The organism is Croceicoccus ponticola (assembly GCF_004004515.1).
Taxonomy (GTDB): Bacteria; Pseudomonadota; Alphaproteobacteria; order Sphingomonadales; family Sphingomonadaceae; genus Croceicoccus; species Croceicoccus ponticola.
In genome coordinates this window covers 1189906-1208996 of sequence record NZ_RXOL01000001.1, presented here as the reverse complement: position 1 = coordinate 1208996, position 19091 = coordinate 1189906, and the positions used below count along the sequence as shown (strand labels likewise).

The window sequence follows — 19091 nt, the reverse complement described above, 5'->3', positions numbered from 1 at the left end:
CTCCTATGGGATCAGCCGAAATGAATGAATGGGTTCGTGTCGCCTCTGTGGATGAAGTCGTCGAAGGGGAGGCGTTCGCATCGGAACGCAAGGGTGAGGCGATAGCGCTTTATCGCGAAGGAGATGACATCTACGCAATCGGTGACGTCTGCCCGCATGAAACAGTGCGCCTCTCCGAAGGATGGCTGGAAAATGGCCTTATCGAATGCCCTCTGCACCAGTCCTGTTTCGAGATCCGGACAGGTAAGGTGATCGAGGGAGGAGCTGCCTATGAAGACGTGGCTTGCTACGAGGTGAAGGTCGAAGGCGGATCCGTTTACGTTGGAGAGGGGCGCCGGCCATGACTGATGCCTTCCTGTGCTCAGGAGTCCGGAGCCCGGTTGGACGGCGAGGAGGAGTGCTTTCGACCGTTCGTCCCGACGACCTTCTCGCTCATTGCATCAAGGAGGCCGTCGCGCGATCTTCTTTCGATCCCGCATCGATCGAGGATGTCGTTGCCGGTTGTACGAGCCAGTCCGGCGAGGACGCGCGGAATGTCGGAAGGCACGCAGGCCTTCTGGCGGGATTGCCAGTCGAAGTCGCCGGACAGACCGTGAACCGCCTTTGCGGTAGCGGCCTAGCCGCTATCGCGGATTGCCGTCGTGCCATCCTGTGCCATGAAGGCGATGTCTTTGTCGCCGGCGGTGTCGAAAGCATGTCGCGGGCGCCTTTCGTCATCAGCAAGTCCGAGGCCGCATTCCAGCGCAAGCTCGCGATCTTCGAAGCGCTTGGTGAACGTTTCCCCAACCCGAAGGTTCATCAGAATTTCGGCGCCGAAAGCATGCCGGAGACCGGCGATAACGTTGCGGCAGAGCTGGGCATTAGCCGTGCCGAGGCCGACCGCTTCGCCTTCGCTTCGCAGGTAAAGTACGAAGCTGCCCGAGCGGCCGGATTCTTCGATGGTGAAATCGCGCCCGTAGCGATTTCCGGACGTAAAGGTGACACGATCGTCGGGGCAGACGAGCACCCTCGGCCGGGTACGACACTTGAAGGGCTGGCCGGACTCAAGACGCTGTTCCGCGAAGGAGTTGTGACCGCCGGTAATGCATCGGGCGTGAACGATGGTGCGGCTGCGTTGATTATAGCCAGCGGGTCGGCCGTGGAGCGGGTATCGGCAAAGCCGTTGGCACGGATCGTCGGTAGCGCCGTAGCTGGCGTCGCTCCGCGGGTGATGGGCCTCGGGCCCGTGCCGGCGAGCCGCAAGGCGCTGGACAGAGCTGGGCTGACGCTCGATCAGATCGACGTCATCGAATTGAACGAAGCTTTCGCCAGCCAAGCACTGGGTTGCATGAAGCAGTTGGGCATCGCCGCCGATGACGCCCGTGTCAATCCGATGGGCGGGGCAATTGCCATCGGGCACCCGCTGGGCATGTCGGGCGCGCGCATCGCACTCAGTGCCGCCCGACAGCTTCACAACGGGGCAGGTCGCTATGCGCTGGTTACGATGTGCATCGGCCTCGGCCAAGGCATCGCCGTCATTCTCGAAAAAGCGTGAGATTAATAGGATTATGGATTTTAACTTAACCGACGAGCAGGCCATGTTTCGCGATTCTGTTGCGGGCATTTCCGAACGGAATTTGCGCGATGGCGCATTGGCCCGGGCCCACGATCCTGAATATCCATGGGATGTGGCGGAGCAGATGGCGGATGCCGGGTTGCTGGGCATCACTGTGCCGGAAAGCGATGGTGGTGTCGGCGGCACCTTGATGGATGCCGTTATCGCCATCGAAGAGGTGGCCAAGGCTTGCCCGCGCAGTGCCGATGTCATTCAAGCTGGAAACTTCGGTGCGATCCGAGTCCTTGCTCAGTACGGGACAGAGGACCAGAAGGAGCGATATCTCAGCAAGCTCCTGGCCGGCAAAGGCCTGATAGCCGTAGCTATGACCGAACCGCAGGCCGGATCGGCGGTCACCGAACTGAGCACCACCGCCGTTCCGGATGGCAAAGGCTGGCGGATCAGTGGTGAGAAGGTGTTCACGACGCACGGTTTGCACGCCACCGTCTTCCTTGTTTACGTCCGCTTCGGTCCCGGGGTCGACGGTATCGGCTCCGTTCTGATCGAACGTGGTGCGGAAGGTTTCAGTTTTGGCAAGCCATCACGTTTCTTGTCGGGTGAAGACTGGAACACGTTGTATTTCGACAATGTCTATGTTGGACCGGAAGATGTCGTGTTGGGGCCCGGTGGGTTCAAGAAGCAGATTTCTGGTTTTAACGTGGAGCGGCTGGGCAATAGCTCGAGGGCGCTGGCGCTTGGCCGCTACGCCTTCAACGAAGCGCGTGAGCACGCACTGATCCGCCATCAGTTCAAGCAGCCGTTGGTGAATTTTCAGGGCTTGCAATGGAAATTTTCGGAGATGAAGATCCAGGCCGAAGCCGCGCAGTTGCTGCTTTATCGCGCGGCCGCTGGGGCGGACTCGGGGTTCCCCTCCGCGCAGGACACGGCGATCGCAAAAGTTGCCTGCAACCGTGCTGGTTTCGCCATGGCAAACGAGGCAATGCAGATAATGGGGGGAACGGGATTCAGCGAAGAATCGCTGGTCGAATACTGCCTGCGCCGGACGCGCGGATGGATGATCGCCGGTGGAACGATCGAGATACTCCTGAACCGTATCGCCGAAGGCGTTTTCGAACAGCGTCTGCCTATCAAGAAAGTCGAGGCGGCGTAATCGCGCGCGCTCGGCCCCGCCTAACCAATCACTGCTGGCTGATGTATTCTTCAGTCCGCGCTTGGCATATCGCTGCCGCCTTAACTGCGGCGTCGATACCAAGCGCGACATGAACAGGCGGATTGGTCGAGTCGGCATGCTCGAGAACGTGCTGCGCGATTTCGGCAGGATCGTTGGGCTGATTATTATTTGAAAGGGAAAATGCGGTTTCACGCTGCGCACGCATTTCCGAATATTGCGGTAAACGACCTGCCGCCGAGGTCAGTCCCGATCCGGCGAATCCTGTTCTAAGTGCTGTCGCTTCTACGCTGGTGGCGCGAATGCCGAACGGACGCAGTTCGGCATCAAGAGTTTCGGTCGCCGAGGTCAGTGCAGCCTTCGAAGCACAGTAAAGACCTAATCCCGTCGTCCCCTGCAATGCCGCCATCGAGCTTATATTGATGATCCGCCCACATGTATCTCTCAGGTAGGGCAGAGCTGCCCGTATAATTTCCAGAGGCGCCCGAAAGTTCACGGTCATGATATGAGCGACTTCGGCCTCGCTGATTTCCTCTAGTGCGCCAAGTAGGCAATATCCGGCATTGTTGACCAGCACATCTATGTTTCCGAGAGCGGTCGCGGCAGATTCAACGACTTCGCGGATTTCAACGCTCGCATCGCTAAGGTCGAGTATCGCTGCAACGGATCGTCCCGGTGCCAGTTCTTCGAAGCGGTTACGTGCAGCCACTGAACGAACGGTCCCGAACACCATGTCGCCGCGATCAAGTGCAGCCTGGGCGATAGCTAGGCCTAATCCGCCCGAAACGCCTGTAATCAGCCAGCGTTTCAATCGACCCAACCCTCGAAGACATCACCCGCTTCGTTTTGAATCATCGTAGCAGCCTCCATCTGGCCATAGACCAGCGCATTACCAATGGTATCGAGAGTATCGGCCTTGGTGACGCCCCAGGCTTTGCAAAGCAGAACATTTTCGCGAATGCCTTCAGCCAGTCGGCTCATTACGTGATAATAGAGCATCGTTGTAGGCCACATCTGCTTTGGGAGGTGATACAACATGTTTTCGAACCGGGCCCGGTGAGTTTTTATCAGTCGCGGGCGATGTTCTGCCATGAAGCGGACGTAAGGCGGAATCTCGCCAACGGTGGCTAAATACCAGTCATACAACTTAGACTTTTCCGACGAGGATAAATCGACGCTGCTGAAATCGAGGCCGGACCGGAAAGCCTCAATATCAGCTGCCCAGCCTTCGGGAAATTTCGAGCCCTTTTCGGGATTTTCCTCGAACTCGATGCCCTTTGCCGCTTCCGCAATGGTTTCCATGCCACGTGGTCCGGCATGTACGAATGCCATGGCAAGCATCTCCAGCGCCTGAGCCTTGCTGACGCCGCGAGCCCGCCAACTGTGAAGCACGTATTGGACGCCCTTCAAATACCCTCGAATGGCATAGAAAGTCAGTGTCCCATTTCCGGTGATAGCTGGCTCCACACGCAAAGTCAGGCTGCAGTAGAGTCGATAGCGTTTCAGGACTTCGGGGTTCTGGTCGAGCCACCAATCCAGCCCGTTGAGCGAATGCCCGAACTGAGCGGCATAGTGATCGCGAAAAGCTTGCGCCTCTTCGGGGCTAAGCTGTGTGGGATTGGACAAATCCAGTCCGCGATGGACCCAATGCCCAATCGAAGGATCAAACCCATGATTGATGTCTCTGAGCTCTTGTACTGTGCCAACCATCAAAGCGTCTTCCTGCAGGATGTCTAGAAAATGAACTATCGTCAAAGTCTAAGGTTTCGGGAGCAGAAATCTATTTGTCGTTCGGTTCTCTCCGGCTAATTCGCATAGCCGAAAAGGAATGGTCTTCCTCACAAAGGTGTCGAAACAAACCGCTTGGCAGACTAAGCGATGTAAGAATTTATGATATTTCGAGGATGGGTTGATGTCGGAAATCTCGCGTGTGGCGTTGATTACGGGGTGCGGTAAGCAGGATGGTATCGGCGCTGCGATCGCCCGGCGGCTGGCGGCGGCCGGGTGCAAGCTTGTCGTTACCGATATCGAGGCCGAGGGTGCGCGCGACCGTTTCGAGCCAGATGCTGGAGAGGGCGCAGCCAGTTGGCGTGGCGTGACAACCCTTGTCGATGAGATATGTTGTTCTGGCGGGAGTGCGACCTGCATCACCGGAGATATCAGCAATGTTGCCAATGTCGAGGAAATGGTCGCTCAGGCGATTGCTGCATATGGTTCGATCGACATTCTGGTGAACAATGCGGGTGCGCCGTTCAGCATGGCGCATGGCAACCTTGATGATATCCCGATCGATGAGTTCGAGCGGGTGATGGCCATCAATATTTGCGGCACGTTCCAGATGGCGCGCAAGGTTGCGCCCTATCTGCGGCAGCAAAAGTGGGGCCGGATCGTGAACATCGCTTCGGTTGCGGGTCGGGTCGGCTCCAAGCTGAATTCCGCTTACGCTGCTTCGAAGGCTGGGGTTATCGCACTTAGTCAAACCTGGGCGCTCGAACTGGGACCCTATGGCGTTACTTCCAATGCCGTCCTGCCAGGCTTCATCTTTACCAACCGAAGCCTTAGCGGAATGCGCAAGAAACTAGGGGGAGCGGAGTTGGATCAGGGCGCGATCGAGAAGATGATGCCTAATGTTCCCGTGGGCAGGCCCGGCCGCGCCGAGGATGTGGCCTCAATGGTGGCATTTCTTGCCTCCGAAGAGGCGGGCTATGTCAACGGGCAATCGCTGATCGTTGATGGAGGCAATCTCAGACTCTAATACCAAGACTCGCTGATCAGAACCTGTGGGCCCAGTTGCGGAGCCCCAATGTCATGATGCGCCACGGCTGATCGGCGAGCTTGTTCCACGCGAAGCAGCAGTGGTCGACGATATCCTCGTAGGATTTGAAGATCCGGTTCGACAGCCAGTTGTCGCGCATGAACTGCCAGACATTCTCGACGGGGTTGAGCTCGGGGCATCTGGGTGGCAGCGGCATGAGCGTGATATTGTCGGGGACGACCAGTTCGGCCGAGCCATGCCAGCCCGCCTGAACGAGCAGCAGGACGGCATGGGCACCCGGTGCGACGTGGAAGGCGATCTCCTCGAGATGCATGCTCATGGCCTCGCTGTTGCACCTGGGCATGACGATGCCGGCAGCCTTGCCTTCAGCGGGACAGATCGCCCCGAATATCCATGCCGAGGAGCGGCGCTGATCCTTCGGCGCCCAGGGGCGGGTGCCACGCCTTGCCCAGCGCCGGGTGAGCTTGGTCTGCTGGCCGATACGGGCTTCGTCTTGCCACCATAGCTATACAGGCGTTCCTTTCGGAAGCCTGCGGGTGATTTGCGCCAGACGGGTGTGGAAGGCTTTTTAAAAACGGCAATATCCTAAAGGCGCTGCCCGTGATGGCGCGGCCGGGCCGAGAGCTTGCGATAGCCCATTGTCCGCAGCTCATGCCCGAGGGCCTGCTTGCTGATCGACACCTTGAACTCGTCCCACAACCACTGGGCCAAGTCGATGATCCGCCAGCGCACGATGCCGTGAGCAGCGGGAATCGGCCCCGCCTCGATGATCTCTTCCAGCGCGCGGCGGTGCCCGTCATTGAGGATCGTTTGCGGCCCCGGCGCCTTGCGTGTCGCAAGACCTTCCGGCCCATCGGCGTTAAAGCGCAGCACCCAGTACCGTACGATCTGCCGCGTCACGCCGCCCAGCAGGGCCGCGTCACAACGGCTGCCGCCGTCCAGGATTGTTGCAATCGTCAGCAATCGGCGCACCTGTCCCCATCCTTGCAGCGCCGGGCATGGGACCGAACATCTGCGGCACTGAAATCATCCCGAAGCTTGATCGGAACCGACATCGCAAACCTCTTCCAGTTTGCGATGTTGAATCAGGACACGGCAATCCTCGAAAGCCCCAACGAGTCAGATTCCACAGGTTTTGGTATAAATTGCATTTGCGCTGCTGATGCATTCACCAAATTAGGTTTGGTGTTCTGCTGTCCGCAATAGTAGACAAGAAACATGCCAAAGTCTGAAGAAAGCAATGTTGCGGCCCCGGAAATCCTGTCTGGGGAACTCGACCTCAAGGAGCGAAACAATTCGCTTGTCGGGCGGATTGCCAACGAGATCGCCCGTTCGATAACCGATGGAATTCTCAAGCCCGGGGCGGACCTCAATTCGGTCGACCTGGCTGTACGTTTCAGGACGAGCCGCACCCCGATACGTGAAGCGTTGATGATTCTCGAGAAAGAGGGGCTGGTGGATATCCAGCCTCGCCGCCGCCCGCGCGTTGCGAATATCAGTCTTCAGGAAGTGGAACAAATCTACGAGATCCGGGCCACTCTCAATAGCTTGATGATCAAGTTGTACGTCCGGAATGCATCGCCCGCGAGTATCTCGCATACGATTTCCAGTTTTGAAAAAATGAAAGAATTTCGAGACAAGCAAGACTTCGATGGGTTTGCCGCTGCGCGCAGCGGATTGCATAATCACTGGGCGGAAAACTGCGGCAACGCCAATTTGCTCGAACTTCTGAGAACGTGGAAGATGCGAATGAGCGTCTCACGCCTCGTCGGACGGCGTGGGAATGACATGAGCCGCTCCATTCAGGATCATGAGCGCATTGTCTTGGCCATTGCCGAGCGAGACGAGCCTCTGGCGGCAGAACTCATTCGAGCGATGACGATCTGGGGTTTTACCCTGATCAAGCGCGATCATCAGTTGCGGCAGGGCGGCGCCTGAAGGTCTCTCTTTGGCACCGCTTTTGGCCGGACCTGGCCGAACCGTCTGAATTCGTGTGAGCGAAAAGACGTTTCAGTCAGTGCGTCTGCTTGACCTGACCCCCAAAGTGTCGACACTGACGGATGTCGATAACTTGCTATCGAAAAAACGTTAGAAGGTCACAGAATGCTTAAACTGTCCGTTTTCATGTCGCCGACCGGAGGACACGTCGGTGGTTGGCGGCATCCGGATGCAGTCACAGACGCTGGATTTAACATCGAACGGTGGGCCGAACTCGGCAAGTTGGTCGAGCGCGGCAAGCTGGACATGATGTTCCTAGCAGATGGCAATGGCGTTAATGGGATCGAGGACCCCGATCTTCTGAGCCGGAACCCCACCGTTCGTCCGGTGGTAATCGAGCCGATCACGCTTTTGTCGACACTGGCGATGCATACGAAGAATGTCGGTTTGGTTGCCACGGCGACAACGACCTATGCGGAGCCCTACAGTATTGCTCGGCATTTCGGGTCGTTGGATTGGGCGAGCAAGGGGCGCGCCGGTTGGAATGTCGTTACGACCTCCAATTCAGCGGATTCAATGAATTTCGGTCGGGATGAGCATTCCGAGCAGTCCGAGCGCTTCGAGCGAGCTGAGGAATTCGTCGATGTCGTCAAGGGCCTGTGGGATAGCTGGGCGGACGATGCCTTTGTTATGGATAAGGAGAGCGGCGTTTTTCTGCGTGGCGACCGCGTCCGGCTGCTCAATCACAAGGGTAAGCATTTCTCTGTCCGCGGCCCGCTCAATTGTGCCCGGCCTCCGCAAGGGCATCCCGTCGTCGTTGTCGCGGGCGCGTCGGATGCGGCGAAGGAACTTGCTGCCCGGACCGCTGATGTGATCTTCACGGTGACAGAGACGAAGGAGTCGGCGCAGGAATTCTATGCCGATTTCAAAGCGCGCGTTGTCAAGCATGGGCGCCATCCCGATGAGGTAAAGGTCTTCCCGGGTGCCAGCATCTTCGTGGGCAAGACTGAACAGGATGCGGAAGATATTTACAAACAGCTTCAAGACCTGATTCCAGAGCAGGTTGGCATTCAGGTCCTGTCGCGGATCGCGGGCTTGGACCTGACGCAGTATCCGCTGGACGGCCCCTTGCCGGAAATGCCCGAAACGCGCGGAATCGGCAGTTTCAGGGCTGCATTGCGCCGGCTTTCGGATAACGAAGGATATTCGATCCGCGAGCTTTATCAGCGGGTTCTTCCTGCGCGTGGTCACATCATGATGAAGGGCGATCCCAAGCAGGTCGCCGACCAGATGGAGGAATGGTACCGCGATAAGGCATGCGATGGGTTCAACCTCGTTGCTGCCTACCTGCCGGGTGCGCTTGAGGCGATCATCGATCTCGTCATTCCCGAGTTGCAGGGGCGTGGCTTGTTTCGGAAGGAATACGAGGGAAGCACGCTCCGCGAAAATCTCGGCCTGGCGCGTCCTGCCGATGGCTTTCCATATATTGCGCCTGCGGCATGATCAGAACGATGAGGGCTGCCGTTTTGCACAAGGCAGGTGGCCCTGACGTATTCAGGATCGAGGATGTTCCAGTCCCCGTGGCTGGGCGCGACGACGTGTTGTTGAAGGTTGAGGCATGCGGCGTATCATATCGGGACGTCGTGGAGAGAAATGGCACCTATCGCCGGGACGTGTCGTTTCCCTGCATCATCGGCCTGGAGATTGCCGGGACCGTTGTCGAAACCGGTGCAGACGTCGAAGGTCTTGCCGTCGGTGATCGCGTCTGCACGAAGGCTTTCAGCAGTTGTGGACGTTGTCGTCTCTGCCGCAACGGCAGGGAAACGACCTGCGCGAGGCGAAAGCCCATCAGCGGAGGGTACGCAGAATACGTGGCAGTGCCGCAAGACTCTGTCGTCAGGATCCCGCAAGAGTTGGGTGCCGACATCGCTTGCTCGCTGGGCCCTGCGGCAGGAGTTGCCCTTAACGCCGTCCGGGACGTTGCCAAGGTGCGGATCGGGGAAACCGTGCTAATCACTGGGGCGACAGGAGGGGTGGGCGTTCCCTCAATGCAGATCGCGAAGGCATCGGGCGCACGCGTGATTGCCATTACGCGCAGCCTGCAGAAGGCGAAAACGTTGCGCGATCTGGGGGCGTCAGATGTCGTCATTGCAGAAACGGGCGAGAATTTCGCGCCAAGGGTCCGCGAACTGACAAAGGGGCAGGGCGTCGATGTCGTGATCGACAATGTCGGCAGCGCTGTGTTTGACGCGAGTTACGACAGTCTCGCCGTACACGGCCGATATGCGATGGTCGGCCAGCTTTTCGGAGAGGAAGTCTCCATCAATCCGGCACGAATATTCTTCAAGCGGGCAAAGATCCTTGGCGTTGGTAGCGTAAGCCGCACCCAGCTCGAGGATACGATCGTCCTGGCGGAATGGGGCATCGTTAAGCCCAACATCGCCAGTCGGCTACCGTTGGAAGACGTCGCCACCGCACATGAACTCGTCGAAGGAGGCGCGGTCAATGGCCGCGTTGTATTGATCCCATGAAACAGATAGATCCCAATTTCGACCATCCCGGCCATGAACGCCTGAAAGCCATCTACGCTGCCGTCGTCGGCAAGATGAAGGAAGTCGTCAGAGAATATGAAATCACGCAGGACGAGTTGCACGTTGCGGGCGATTACCTGAACCGACTGGGCCAGGCCGGCTTTTGCAAAAGCATCATCGACGTCGCTCTCGCGATGACGAGCGTCGATGTGACGAGAAACGTAGAAGGCGCAACCCGGCCCAATCTCGAGGGGCCATTCCATCGCTTGGGCAGCCCGGTCCGCGCTGACGGCAATCTGTTCGAAGAGCCGATACCGTTCGGCTCACCCGTGCTGGAACTTACCGGCAAGATTACCGATGCTGCGACCGGCAAGCCTTTGAAAGACGCGGTACTCGATGTCTGGCAGGCCGATCATGAAGGACACTACGATCGCGTTGGTCGTCATCTTTCGGGGCGCGTCGCAGTCGACGATGAGGGCAATTACCGCGTTCTGACGGCCGTGCCCAAGGACTATTCGGACCATGACGACGATCCTATCGGAGAGCTTTTTCGCGCGATGGGCCGCCACAACCGCCGTGCCGCGCATATCCACCTGAAAGTCTTTTCAGGTGACGATTGCCTGTTGACGACGCAGTTGTTCATTCCCGGCAATCCCTATCTGGCCAGCGACTACGTGGAAGGTGCGGTCAGCGATGATCTCATCATCGACATGAAGCCTTCGGTCGAAGATGCAAACAAATTTGAGGCACGCTTCGATCTGGCGGTGCCGGGGCTGTGCGACTGATGCCACTCCGGGCTCTCCTCGGCCCTTTACTCCGCGAAGTCGGCACGGTTGTTGCGCCGGGTGCAGGCGATCCGCTGGCGGCGAAAGTTATCGAGAACGCAGGGCATAGGGCCGTTTACCTCGGCGGTAATGCCATGGCGCTCGGCTTGGCCAAGGGGCAGCCATTCCTGACCTTGACCGAAACGGTCGCGATCGTTTCGCGCGTTGTCCGCGCGGTAGATGTTCCGGTGTTCGTCGATATTGGAGCGGGGTTCGGTTCGGCGTCCCATCTCGACCTTGCGGTGCGCGACATCGAGGCGGCGGGTGCGGGAGGGCTGCACCTGGACGATCAGCCTTATCCCAAGAGTCCGGCTTACCACCGGGGCAAGGGCGAGGTAGTCGCGCAAGCGGAAATGGCCCGTCGCGTTACCACTGCTGTTGCGGCGCGCAATGATCCGGATTTTGCTATCGTCGCTCGCACAGATACATGGCGCGTCACCGGCGACCAGGCGGAAACCATTGCGCGCTGCAATGCCCTTGCCGACGCCGGGGCGGACGGGATCATGGTGCTGGATCTCGCTCCGGCGACCCTTATCGATTGGCGCGATGAGTTGCCCGACGTGCCGATGGTCTGGATTGGCGGTGTTGCGCCGCCTGTGCCGACTGTCGACGCTCTGAACCGGGCTGGCTTTGCAATGGCTTGTTACCCATTCAGCGGCGTTGCCTGCATGTTGGACGTCCTTCAGCAGCTTTGGAGCACACTTAAGGAGGACGGGCATATTGAAATTGCAGCGGAGACGCTGAACCGGGCCAAGTCGGTCATGCTCGAGGTTTCCGACATGGCGAGGCTCTGGGCTCTCGAGGATACCAGCTTGAACGAGGAAGATGATGCAGCGACCTGAGGGAGATCGCCTGGCGAGAGTTCTGGATTACTGGGCCGCAAAGGCTCCGGACCATAAGGCTGTCTGCTATTTCGATAGTGCGATCTGTTACGCCGAATTGCAGGATCTGAGTACAACCGCTGCGCGGAGCCTGCTTGCACTGGGTGTCGGTCGTGGTGATCGTGTCGGAGTGCTGCTCGGCAATCGGCCCGAGTGGATCGTGATGTCGATGGCTACATCCTATATCGGAGCGATCCTTGTACCACTTAATACATGGTACAAGGCGTACGAACTGCGCTGGACGCTCGGCCATTGCGGAATTTCGGTTCTCGTTAGTGCAGACCGCTTCCTGAAAACCGACTATCGGGCTTTGCTGACCGCGATTGTGCCAGAAATCGAGAATGCGGGAACGACGGCGATCGCGTCACCGGAATTCCCGCACCTCAAGTCGGTGTTCTTTCTCGGCGAAGCTCATGGCCGCTACCGCTCGTGGATGGATTTCCTCGACCTTGCTCATGACGTTTCGCGCGAGGACTTCCTCCTTGTTGTCAACGCTGCGACTGGCGATGACACGGCCTTTATCCTCTACACTTCCGGAAGCACGGCTGATCCAAAAGGGGTGATGCTCAATGGAAAAGGGGTAGTCGCCAATGGTTTCGACCTTGGTGCCGCGCGGACCATAACATCGGATGACCTTGTGTGGCTTGGTTCGCCACTGTTCTATGGATTGGGTGCGACCAATGCCGTTCCTGCCACTTTCACGCGTGGCGCGACTCTCGTGTTGCAGGGGCACTTCGATGCAACGATGGCCATTGACGTGATCGAACGGACTGGTTCGACGGTCTATTACGGTACCGGGAACATGACGCGCGCGATTCTTGATGATCCGGGTTTTTCCCTCGCGCGGGTCGGCACCTTGCAGAAAGGCAATGCCGGGACCGTGGCGGAATACAAGCGAATGACCCTCGTAGAGATGGGCGTGACGGGCGCGGTACCTGCTTACGGCCTGACGGAAAGCTATGGAAATGCGACGGTGGGATGTCCCGACGATCCGCTCGATATCAAGCTTGGGACGAGCGGTCGGCCGCTCCCGGGAATGGAAATGCGTATCGTCGATCCCCAAACCGGCAAGGACTTACCGCAGGGTGAAACCGGTCTGGTCCTGTTGCGCGGCTACACGACCCCAGGGTATTTCGATAATCCAGAGGAAACAGCGAAGGCCCTGCGACCCGATGGTTTCTTCGATACCGGCGATCTGGGTTGCCTTGATGGCGAGGGGCGTTTCATCTTCCATTCGCGCCTAAAGGAAGTGATCAAGTCGGGAGGAATCAACGTGTCGCCCGTCGAGATCGAACAGCTGATTGCTGCGCACCCTGATGTGCGCGATGCCTACGTTGTCGGGGTCGGGCATCCGGTGAAGGGCGAACTGGTCGTCGCATTTGTCGACCCGTCCGCCCGTCTGAGCGAGGATGACATCCAGTCCTACGTTAAGGAACGCGCTGCATCCTTCAAGGTGCCGCAGCATGTTTTCTTCCGGTCGGAGGCCAGCCTGCCGAGACTGGCGAGCGGGAAAGTCGCGAAATTCCGACTTGCTGAAGAGGCAAGACGCGAACTCGGGCTGAACATTGTATGAGTATAGGGGGTAAATGCGCGATCGTCGGAGTGGGGGCCAGTAGCTTCGAGAGACGGCCCGAGCAATCGGTCCTTTCTCTTATCGCAACTGCCTTGACCAATGCGCTGTTCGATGCGGGGTTGGTCAAAGAGCAGATCGACGGCTTGGTCGTGCAAGTCGGCTCTCCGCGCGGTGCCGACTATGATACCATTTCCGCGACCTTGGGAATCGACGCAGGTTTCTGCGCTCAGACCTGGGGGCACGGTCGTTTCGCTGCGACGGTAATCGCCCATGCTGCGATGGCCATCGCGTCGGGCATGGCGACCCGCGTCGCATGCGTGATGGGCATGAAAAATTCCGATCTCGGCAGGATCGGGGAGGCGAACAATCCGTTCTATCACGAACAGTTCAGGGAAAATGGCGGGCCGCATGGAGAAGAGGGCCACCTCGGCATGGCCTCGCCTGTCGCAGGCGCGGCGATGGCTTTCGACCTCTATTGTCAGCGTTATGGTTATGATCGAGAACTTCTTGCCGCAATACCGATGACCTTCCGCGCAAATGCGGGTCGGGATCCGGAAGCGGTCATGCGTGATCCGATGACAATCGACGACTATCGCGGCGCGCGGCCTATTGTCGATCCGCTGCGATTGCTCGATTGTTCGCCGGTGGGCGATGGGGCAATTTGCCTTATCGTCTCGAAAGCGATCGCGGCCGATCATCGGGCAGTTGTGATCAACGGTGCGCAGGGGATTAGGGCCGGTCGAGATACATTTATCTTTGGCCCTGTCGGGTTGGGGATGTCCCAGCAATCGACCCGGCGGATGACCTTGACCGAGGCGCGGACGCAAATCGTTTACGCCCAGGCCGGGATTTCACCGGACGATGTCGATCTGCTCGGTCTGTATGACTCATTTTCGCCTCTGCCGCTCTATGCCCTTGAAGATTTCGGCTTCTGTGGTGCGGGCGAAGCGTTGGGCTGGGTACAGGACGACCGTATCGGCCTACATGGCGAATTGCCGGTCAATACGAATGGCGGACAGCTCTCTCATGCTCAGATGAATGGATGGGGTCAGATTCGAGAACTTGTCACCCAACTGCGCGGCGAAGGTGGTACCCGCCAGGTCGCCGGGTGTCGGCGGGCGATGTGGGCAACTCCTGCTGGAGATGCGCTCATTCTGGAACGAGGTTAGCATGGTGGAAACGCTACAACCCATCCGCAACCTCTTGAACGATCCTTTTTGGAAGGCAGCGAAGGAGGGGTGTCTGATTATGCCCTATTGCCTTTCTTCAGGTCGCTATTTCTGGCCACCGAGTCCGGTCAGCCCGTTCCGGACGGGTGGTGTGGTAGAGTGGCGAGAGGCCGAGACCGTTGGTACACTTGTAAGCATCGTTACTTATCGCCGCGCATTTCAGGAGCCGCTGAAAGATCGATTGCCTTATGCAGTTGGTCTCGTGGAACTTGTCGATCAGGTTCGCTTGCTTGCCCATTTCGCGATTAGCCCTGCAAATCGGTTTCCGGTTATGGGCGAGTCGGTCGAGATTTTTTTCGCGGCGCTGGAAGATGATGGTGAAAAGGTACCGCATTTTCGGGCCCTATGATTGGCTTGCCCGCCAGCAGGCAATGAAGGCAAAGAATCGATATCGCGAAATCTTACCCAATCGGGTGATTTGCCTGCCGCTGAACCGTCGACTTCGGCTAACCTCCCATCACTGTGGGCGCTATCCAAATCGTGTTCTGCGCGGTGGGAGTATTTAATGATGGTCGTTGCCGGAAAAGGCTTGCCAAGAATGAAGCATCTAAATGACGCGACTGGAAAAGTTGGCGATCCGGATGCTGTTTTCGAGACGATTTCACGCTTCGGACATGCCTATTTCCGGAACGTCCTGGATCTGGGCGCGGTGTCCCGGTTGAAGGTCAGATACCTAGATGTTCTGAAGCAGTTGGGGGTGATAGATTCAGCCGCGGAGAAGCCGATCTGGAATGGCGCAGACCTCAGCGACTTCCCGCTCAAGATCGAGCAGCTGCATGAGGACAAGGTCTGGGAACAATTTGTCAAAGAGCCGGCTATCGAGGCGTTCTTTACATCTCTTCTGGGTGATCGGCCGTTCTGGTTTCCGATCGTCGAATACCGGATTACTCCCCCCGTGGCCGAATTGCCGGAAGATCCGCTCATCGGTCGGCATCAGGACGGTTTCTACAACATCGGCATGGAATGTTACACGTGCTGGGTCCCGCTGATGGAAATCGATGAGCAGATTGGCGGATTGTCGGTTGTTCCCGGCCTGAATCATGGTGAATTCTATCATGATCTGAATGACCATCCGCGTTTCCGAATTCCTCCGGGCGTCCTGCCGGAAGACGATTGGGCGCGCGAAACCTATTATCCCGGCGATCTGGTCATGTTCGACAAGTTTACGCCGCATAGCGGTTTGCCCAATACGTCGGACCGTTTTCGCATGTCTATGGACCTGCGCGTAGCGCCGCGTTCCGGCACTCTGCCGGTTTTGGGCGAGGTTCTCAGTTTTACCGAAGATGCCATCGAAGTGCGGAAAGATGAGGGCGGGGTCACGAAACTGGCCATCGACGAAAATACTTATTGTCGCTGGACGTCGGGTGCGCGGTTGCCGGTGAGCGAATTGCGCCGGCTGTTGCGGGCTGGGGACCGCGTACTGGCTTCGGCCCAGAATGGACGGGCCTTGATCTTGCGGCCCCCGCGGTGATTGGTTGCGCCCCGCTTTTAACAATATTCCAGATCGAAGGCATGTGATGGCTGAAATTTCAACGAAAGACTTGCGTAGATTGAGCGGAGGGTTCGATCCTTCCCAAGGAAACTGGATGCATCGCGGACTGGACCTTTCGGCTCCTACCCAGATCACGCAGGCGGAAATCGATGCGTTCAGCGGTCATTATTCGACCCAGTTTGGTCTACCACTTCAGGGACTGAACTGGTGGTTGGACAAGAATCCCGAGGTTCTCAAGCGCTATCGCCTTTATTGCAGCCTGACCTTGCGGGTCGAGCCGGCCGTTATGGGTGGGGGTACGCTCGCCTATTACATGCTGATGGGCTACGTGCAGGGAGCCCGTTACGTGATGCATTCATTCCTGAATGACGGGCTCAGCAAGGCGCAGGCGCTAGAAATGATAGCGATCGCTTTCGTCCACGCAGGTCCACGAGGAATGGAAACGATCGTTGAGGCGATGGAGGGACTCGATTTCCCGGAAAATCCGGAGGTTTCGGCAAAATTCCCAGCAGGCTGGTCGGTCGATCTGGATGCCTTCCGTTCCGGACTGGATTTCTCCGATCCATGGTTGAGCGATAAGGAAAAGTCGCTCCTCTATGATTGGTATTTGCGGACCATCGGCGAAATTCCACCTTACGTTCGCTTCATGGTCGAACACCGCCCCAGCCTGCTTAAGACCCACCGGGCTCGAATCGAGAACATGCTCTACCACCTCCCCAAGCAGGTCTGGCCCACGGCGATGCTGTATTATCATGTGATGACGCGATTGGCTGAGGGCATCCGTGAGAACGTCCTTCTCTGCAAGGCATGGGGGGTCACCAGAACCGATACGCTCGATACAATCGGCAACGCGCTCGTTTACGGTCAGATGGAGGCGGCATCGATGGTTCAGAAAGAGGCTGGCGACGTTTTTGACGGTTGGGAGGACCAGAAGTGAGGAGCCTTTCCGATTTCGAGAACGAGGAACTGGCGGAAATCAGGCGGGCCGTTCGCGCGCTATGTTCGGACTTTCCGGGCGAGTATTGGCGCGAATGTGATCGCGACAGCCGCTATCCAACAGAATTCGTGGTTGCACTCACCAATGCGGGTTTCCTGGCCGCACTGATCCCCGAAGAATTCGGCGGTTCTGGTCTGACGTTGTCTGCCGCTGTCGTGATTATGGAAGAGATGCAGGCCAACGGCTGTAATGGCGCTGCCTGCCATGCGCAGATGTACGTTATGAACACGCTGCTACGTCACGGCAACAGCGAACAGAAGCATCGATATCTGCCCAAAATTGCTTCTGGAGAACTGCGGCTTCAGGCGTTTGGCGTCACCGAACCCGGCTCAGGTACGGATACGCTAGGCCTGCGGACCACAGCAGTCCGTGATGGCGAAGAATACGTGATCAATGGCCAGAAGATATGGACCTCGCGCGCGGAACACAGCGACCTGATGCTCCTGCTTGCACGTACCACGCCGCGCGATCAGGTTGCAAAGAAGGTCGACGGCCTGTCCGTGTTCATTGTCGATATGCGCGATGCACCGGTTGATGCGCTGCGGATCAACCCGATCCGCACGATGATGAATCACAGCACGACCGAAGTTTTCTTCGATAATCTTCGCATTCCCGCAGAAAATCTGGTCGGGGAAGAAGGTAAGGGTTTCCGATATATCCTTGCCGGAATGAATGCGGAACGAGTCCTGATCGGGGCCGAATGCATAGGTGACGCCAAGTGGTTCATCGAAAAAGCCAGCGGCTATGCGCGCGAGCGAGAGGTTTTTGGCAAGCCTATTGGCAGCAATCAAGGAATCCAGTTCCCGATCGCGCAGGCCTATGCCCAGATGCGGGCAGCTGAATTGATGGTCAGCCACGCGGCGCATCTCTACGAATCCGGTGAGAATGTCGGAGCCGAGGCCAATATGGCGAAGATGTTGGCGGCAGATGCATCCTGGGCCGCAGCGGATATGTGTGTGCAGACTTTCGGAGGCTTCGGTTTTGCGGAGGAGTATGATGTAGAGCGAAAGTTCAGAGAAGCCCGCCTTTACCGGGTTGCTCCCATTTCCACCAATTTGATCCTATCCTACCTTGGCGAACACGTGCTCGATCTGCCGCGTTCGTATTGACACCGGAGATCACGAGAATTCCAGCGAGCCGCGAGGGAGCTATTGCACCTGAAATGGCTTTCTCATCTTGGAAAGAGGCCGAAGTACACATCCTGCAGGTCTCGCTGGAACATCAATTCCCTGATCGGACTCCCAAGAGCAATTGCATCGATATTGCTCTCCAGTGCTTCGGGAGTGAGGTCTTTGTCTGTGATTCCTGCGTCAATACTGAAGCAAAGCCGCGAAACGTAGCCGCCTCCTACGATTAGAATCTGACCGTTTAGGTCGCACTGCGGGCTTGCGAGAAAAGTGGTGGCGGCAGCCACCATGCGAGGCGGGAAATGCTGCTGCATCCAATTACGGAAACTCTCGTCGGGATGCTTGTCCAGCAAAGTCGTCCATGCACTCGGCATGATTGCGTTGACCCTGATGACATATTCTTCCCCGGCGATGGCGGCTTCTTTCGTGAGGCCGATGATTCCCGCCTTGGACGGTGCATAGGCTCCGCTCGCGCCTGAGCCAAGGGCTGCGCTGGATGCCGTATTGACAATGGTGCCTCCCCCTTGTGCGATCATCATGGGCCAAACTCTGCGCATTAGGCTATACGGCCCAAGCAGATTGACTGCGAAAACCAGTTCGATGTCGGCGTCGGAATCTTGTCCAAAGGGTGCTGGCCGGGATATCCCCGCGTTGTTAACGAGGATATCTATTCGGCCAAAGCGACTGGCGACCGCATCGGTGATCGCCGAGGCGCTTGCCGGAGTGCCGACGGCGCTGTATTCGGCAAATGCCGCGCCGCCGTTGCTGTGGATTTCGTCAACCACGTTGTCGGCCGCATCCCGGGCGGAATCATTAACGATCAATCTTGCCCCTTTGCCGCGAGCATCAAAGCGGTTTCCCGTCCGATGCCAGTACCTGCGCCGGTCACAATGGTGACCTTGCCTACTAGATGTTCCAATTCGACGTCCTTCGACAATCCTCGTTTTCTGAAAGGAAAGCAGGAGTCGCCTTAGGCACCGCGCCAGCAAGAACGGGGTTG

The 19091-nt window shown here is 57.8% G+C and carries 18 protein-coding genes and 1 pseudogene; 15 read left to right on the top strand and 4 right to left on the bottom strand.

Features of this window, described 5'->3' with window-relative positions:
- Window positions 1-20 precede the first annotated feature (20 nt).
- Genes EKN06_RS05760 through EKN06_RS05750 form a run of 3 tightly spaced genes read left to right on the top strand, consistent with a single transcriptional unit; the run spans window position 21 to window position 2705 of the window.
- Window positions 21-344: a non-heme iron oxygenase ferredoxin subunit gene (locus EKN06_RS05760; RefSeq protein WP_164843953.1), complete on the top strand. Its 324-nt coding sequence runs from the start codon at window positions 21-23 to the stop codon at window positions 342-344.
- A complete protein-coding gene (locus EKN06_RS05755; RefSeq protein WP_127611848.1) occupies window positions 341-1534 on the top strand; it encodes an acetyl-CoA C-acyltransferase in 1194 nt (397 codons plus the stop codon). Before EKN06_RS05760 ends, EKN06_RS05755 begins: the two co-directional genes overlap by 4 nt.
- A 13-nt stretch (window positions 1535-1547) precedes the next feature.
- Window positions 1548-2705: an acyl-CoA dehydrogenase family protein gene (locus tag EKN06_RS05750; protein WP_127611847.1), complete on the top strand. Its 1158-nt coding sequence runs from the start codon at window positions 1548-1550 to the stop codon at window positions 2703-2705.
- Between the two features lie 28 nt (window positions 2706-2733).
- Here EKN06_RS05750 and EKN06_RS05745 read toward each other — a convergent pair whose 3' ends face one another.
- Together EKN06_RS05745 and EKN06_RS05740 are read right to left on the bottom strand one after the other, a co-directional pair.
- Complete coding sequence (locus EKN06_RS05745) at window positions 2734-3534, bottom strand: SDR family NAD(P)-dependent oxidoreductase (RefSeq protein ID WP_164843952.1); 801 nt, start codon at window positions 3532-3534, stop codon at window positions 2734-2736.
- On the bottom strand, window positions 3531-4433 hold the full coding sequence (locus tag EKN06_RS05740; protein WP_127611845.1) for a hypothetical protein: 903 nt from the start codon (window positions 4431-4433) through the stop codon (window positions 3531-3533). The genes EKN06_RS05745 and EKN06_RS05740 overlap by 4 nt, the downstream gene beginning before the upstream one ends.
- Window positions 4434-4635: 202 nt before the next feature.
- On the opposite strand from EKN06_RS05740, the gene EKN06_RS05735 reads away from it, so the two are divergent.
- Entirely contained in the window at window positions 4636-5478 is an 843-nt protein-coding gene (locus EKN06_RS05735; protein WP_127611844.1) for an SDR family NAD(P)-dependent oxidoreductase, read from the top strand.
- A 16-nt stretch (window positions 5479-5494) separates the two neighbouring features.
- Here EKN06_RS05735 and EKN06_RS05730 read toward each other — a convergent pair.
- Window positions 5495-6554, bottom strand: a pseudogene (locus EKN06_RS05730) (IS630 family transposase).
- 163 nt (window positions 6555-6717) lie between these two features.
- On the opposite strand from EKN06_RS05730, the gene EKN06_RS05725 reads away from it, so the two are divergent.
- From EKN06_RS05725 to EKN06_RS05680, 11 genes are all read left to right on the top strand, one after another.
- Window positions 6718-7437 carry a GntR family transcriptional regulator gene (locus EKN06_RS05725; RefSeq protein WP_127611843.1) on the top strand — a complete coding sequence of 240 codons (720 nt, stop codon included), beginning with the start codon at window positions 6718-6720 and terminating at the stop codon, window positions 7435-7437.
- 165 nt (window positions 7438-7602) lie between these two features.
- On the top strand, window positions 7603-8940 hold the full coding sequence (locus tag EKN06_RS05720) for an LLM class flavin-dependent oxidoreductase (protein ID WP_127611842.1): 1338 nt from the start codon (window positions 7603-7605) through the stop codon (window positions 8938-8940).
- Between the two features lie 8 nt (window positions 8941-8948).
- Entirely contained in the window at window positions 8949-9968 is a 1020-nt protein-coding gene (locus EKN06_RS05715) for a quinone oxidoreductase family protein (RefSeq protein WP_164843951.1), read from the top strand.
- Window positions 9965-10753, top strand: coding sequence for a dioxygenase family protein (locus EKN06_RS05710; RefSeq protein ID WP_127611840.1), 789 nt, complete (start codon window positions 9965-9967; stop codon window positions 10751-10753). The genes EKN06_RS05715 and EKN06_RS05710 overlap by 4 nt, the downstream gene beginning before the upstream one ends.
- Window positions 10753-11634 carry an isocitrate lyase/PEP mutase family protein gene (locus EKN06_RS05705; RefSeq protein WP_127611839.1) on the top strand — a complete coding sequence of 294 codons (882 nt, stop codon included), beginning with the start codon at window positions 10753-10755 and terminating at the stop codon, window positions 11632-11634. Before EKN06_RS05710 ends, EKN06_RS05705 begins: the two co-directional genes overlap by 1 nt.
- On the top strand, window positions 11618-13246 hold the full coding sequence (locus EKN06_RS05700; RefSeq protein WP_127611838.1) for a class I adenylate-forming enzyme family protein: 1629 nt from the start codon (window positions 11618-11620) through the stop codon (window positions 13244-13246). Before EKN06_RS05705 ends, EKN06_RS05700 begins: the two co-directional genes overlap by 17 nt.
- A 92-nt stretch (window positions 13247-13338) precedes the next feature.
- A complete protein-coding gene (locus tag EKN06_RS15600) occupies window positions 13339-14415 on the top strand; it encodes a thiolase family protein (protein ID WP_164843949.1) in 1077 nt (358 codons plus the stop codon).
- Between the two features lies 1 nt (window position 14416).
- Window positions 14417-14824, top strand: a complete 408-nt coding sequence (locus tag EKN06_RS05695; protein ID WP_164843948.1) for a Zn-ribbon domain-containing OB-fold protein — start codon at window positions 14417-14419, stop codon at window positions 14822-14824.
- Between the two features lie 156 nt (window positions 14825-14980).
- On the top strand, window positions 14981-15946 hold the full coding sequence (locus EKN06_RS05690) for a phytanoyl-CoA dioxygenase family protein (RefSeq protein WP_127611836.1): 966 nt from the start codon (window positions 14981-14983) through the stop codon (window positions 15944-15946).
- Between the two features lie 46 nt (window positions 15947-15992).
- Window positions 15993-16904: a hypothetical protein gene (locus EKN06_RS05685; protein WP_127611835.1), complete on the top strand. Its 912-nt coding sequence runs from the start codon at window positions 15993-15995 to the stop codon at window positions 16902-16904.
- On the top strand, window positions 16901-18073 hold the full coding sequence (locus EKN06_RS05680; protein ID WP_127611834.1) for an acyl-CoA dehydrogenase family protein: 1173 nt from the start codon (window positions 16901-16903) through the stop codon (window positions 18071-18073). Before EKN06_RS05685 ends, EKN06_RS05680 begins: the two co-directional genes overlap by 4 nt.
- A gap of 62 nt (window positions 18074-18135) precedes the next feature.
- Here EKN06_RS05680 and EKN06_RS05675 read toward each other — a convergent pair whose 3' ends face one another.
- Entirely contained in the window at window positions 18136-19080 is a 945-nt protein-coding gene (locus EKN06_RS05675) for an SDR family NAD(P)-dependent oxidoreductase (RefSeq protein WP_276317269.1), read from the bottom strand.
- Between the last annotated feature and the right edge of the window lie 11 nt (window positions 19081-19091).

Coding starts and splice junctions, on each gene's coding strand:
- EKN06_RS05760 (WP_164843953.1), top strand. CDS start 21: ATGAATGAATGGGTTCGTGTCGCCTCTGTGGATGAAGTCGTCGAAGGG.
- EKN06_RS05755 (WP_127611848.1), top strand. CDS start 341: ATGACTGATGCCTTCCTGTGCTCAGGAGTCCGGAGCCCGGTTGGACGG.
- EKN06_RS05750 (WP_127611847.1), top strand. CDS start 1,548: ATGGATTTTAACTTAACCGACGAGCAGGCCATGTTTCGCGATTCTGTT.
- EKN06_RS05740 (WP_127611845.1), bottom strand. CDS start 4,433: ATGGTTGGCACAGTACAAGAGCTCAGAGACATCAATCATGGGTTTGAT.
- EKN06_RS05735 (WP_127611844.1), top strand. CDS start 4,636: ATGTCGGAAATCTCGCGTGTGGCGTTGATTACGGGGTGCGGTAAGCAG.
- EKN06_RS05725 (WP_127611843.1), top strand. CDS start 6,718: ATGCCAAAGTCTGAAGAAAGCAATGTTGCGGCCCCGGAAATCCTGTCT.
- EKN06_RS05720 (WP_127611842.1), top strand. CDS start 7,603: ATGCTTAAACTGTCCGTTTTCATGTCGCCGACCGGAGGACACGTCGGT.
- EKN06_RS05715 (WP_164843951.1), top strand. CDS start 8,949: ATGAGGGCTGCCGTTTTGCACAAGGCAGGTGGCCCTGACGTATTCAGG.
- EKN06_RS05710 (WP_127611840.1), top strand. CDS start 9,965: ATGAAACAGATAGATCCCAATTTCGACCATCCCGGCCATGAACGCCTG.
- EKN06_RS05705 (WP_127611839.1), top strand. CDS start 10,753: ATGCCACTCCGGGCTCTCCTCGGCCCTTTACTCCGCGAAGTCGGCACG.
- EKN06_RS05700 (WP_127611838.1), top strand. CDS start 11,618: ATGATGCAGCGACCTGAGGGAGATCGCCTGGCGAGAGTTCTGGATTAC.
- EKN06_RS05695 (WP_164843948.1), top strand. CDS start 14,417: ATGGTGGAAACGCTACAACCCATCCGCAACCTCTTGAACGATCCTTTT.
- EKN06_RS05690 (WP_127611836.1), top strand. CDS start 14,981: ATGATGGTCGTTGCCGGAAAAGGCTTGCCAAGAATGAAGCATCTAAAT.
- EKN06_RS05685 (WP_127611835.1), top strand. CDS start 15,993: ATGGCTGAAATTTCAACGAAAGACTTGCGTAGATTGAGCGGAGGGTTC.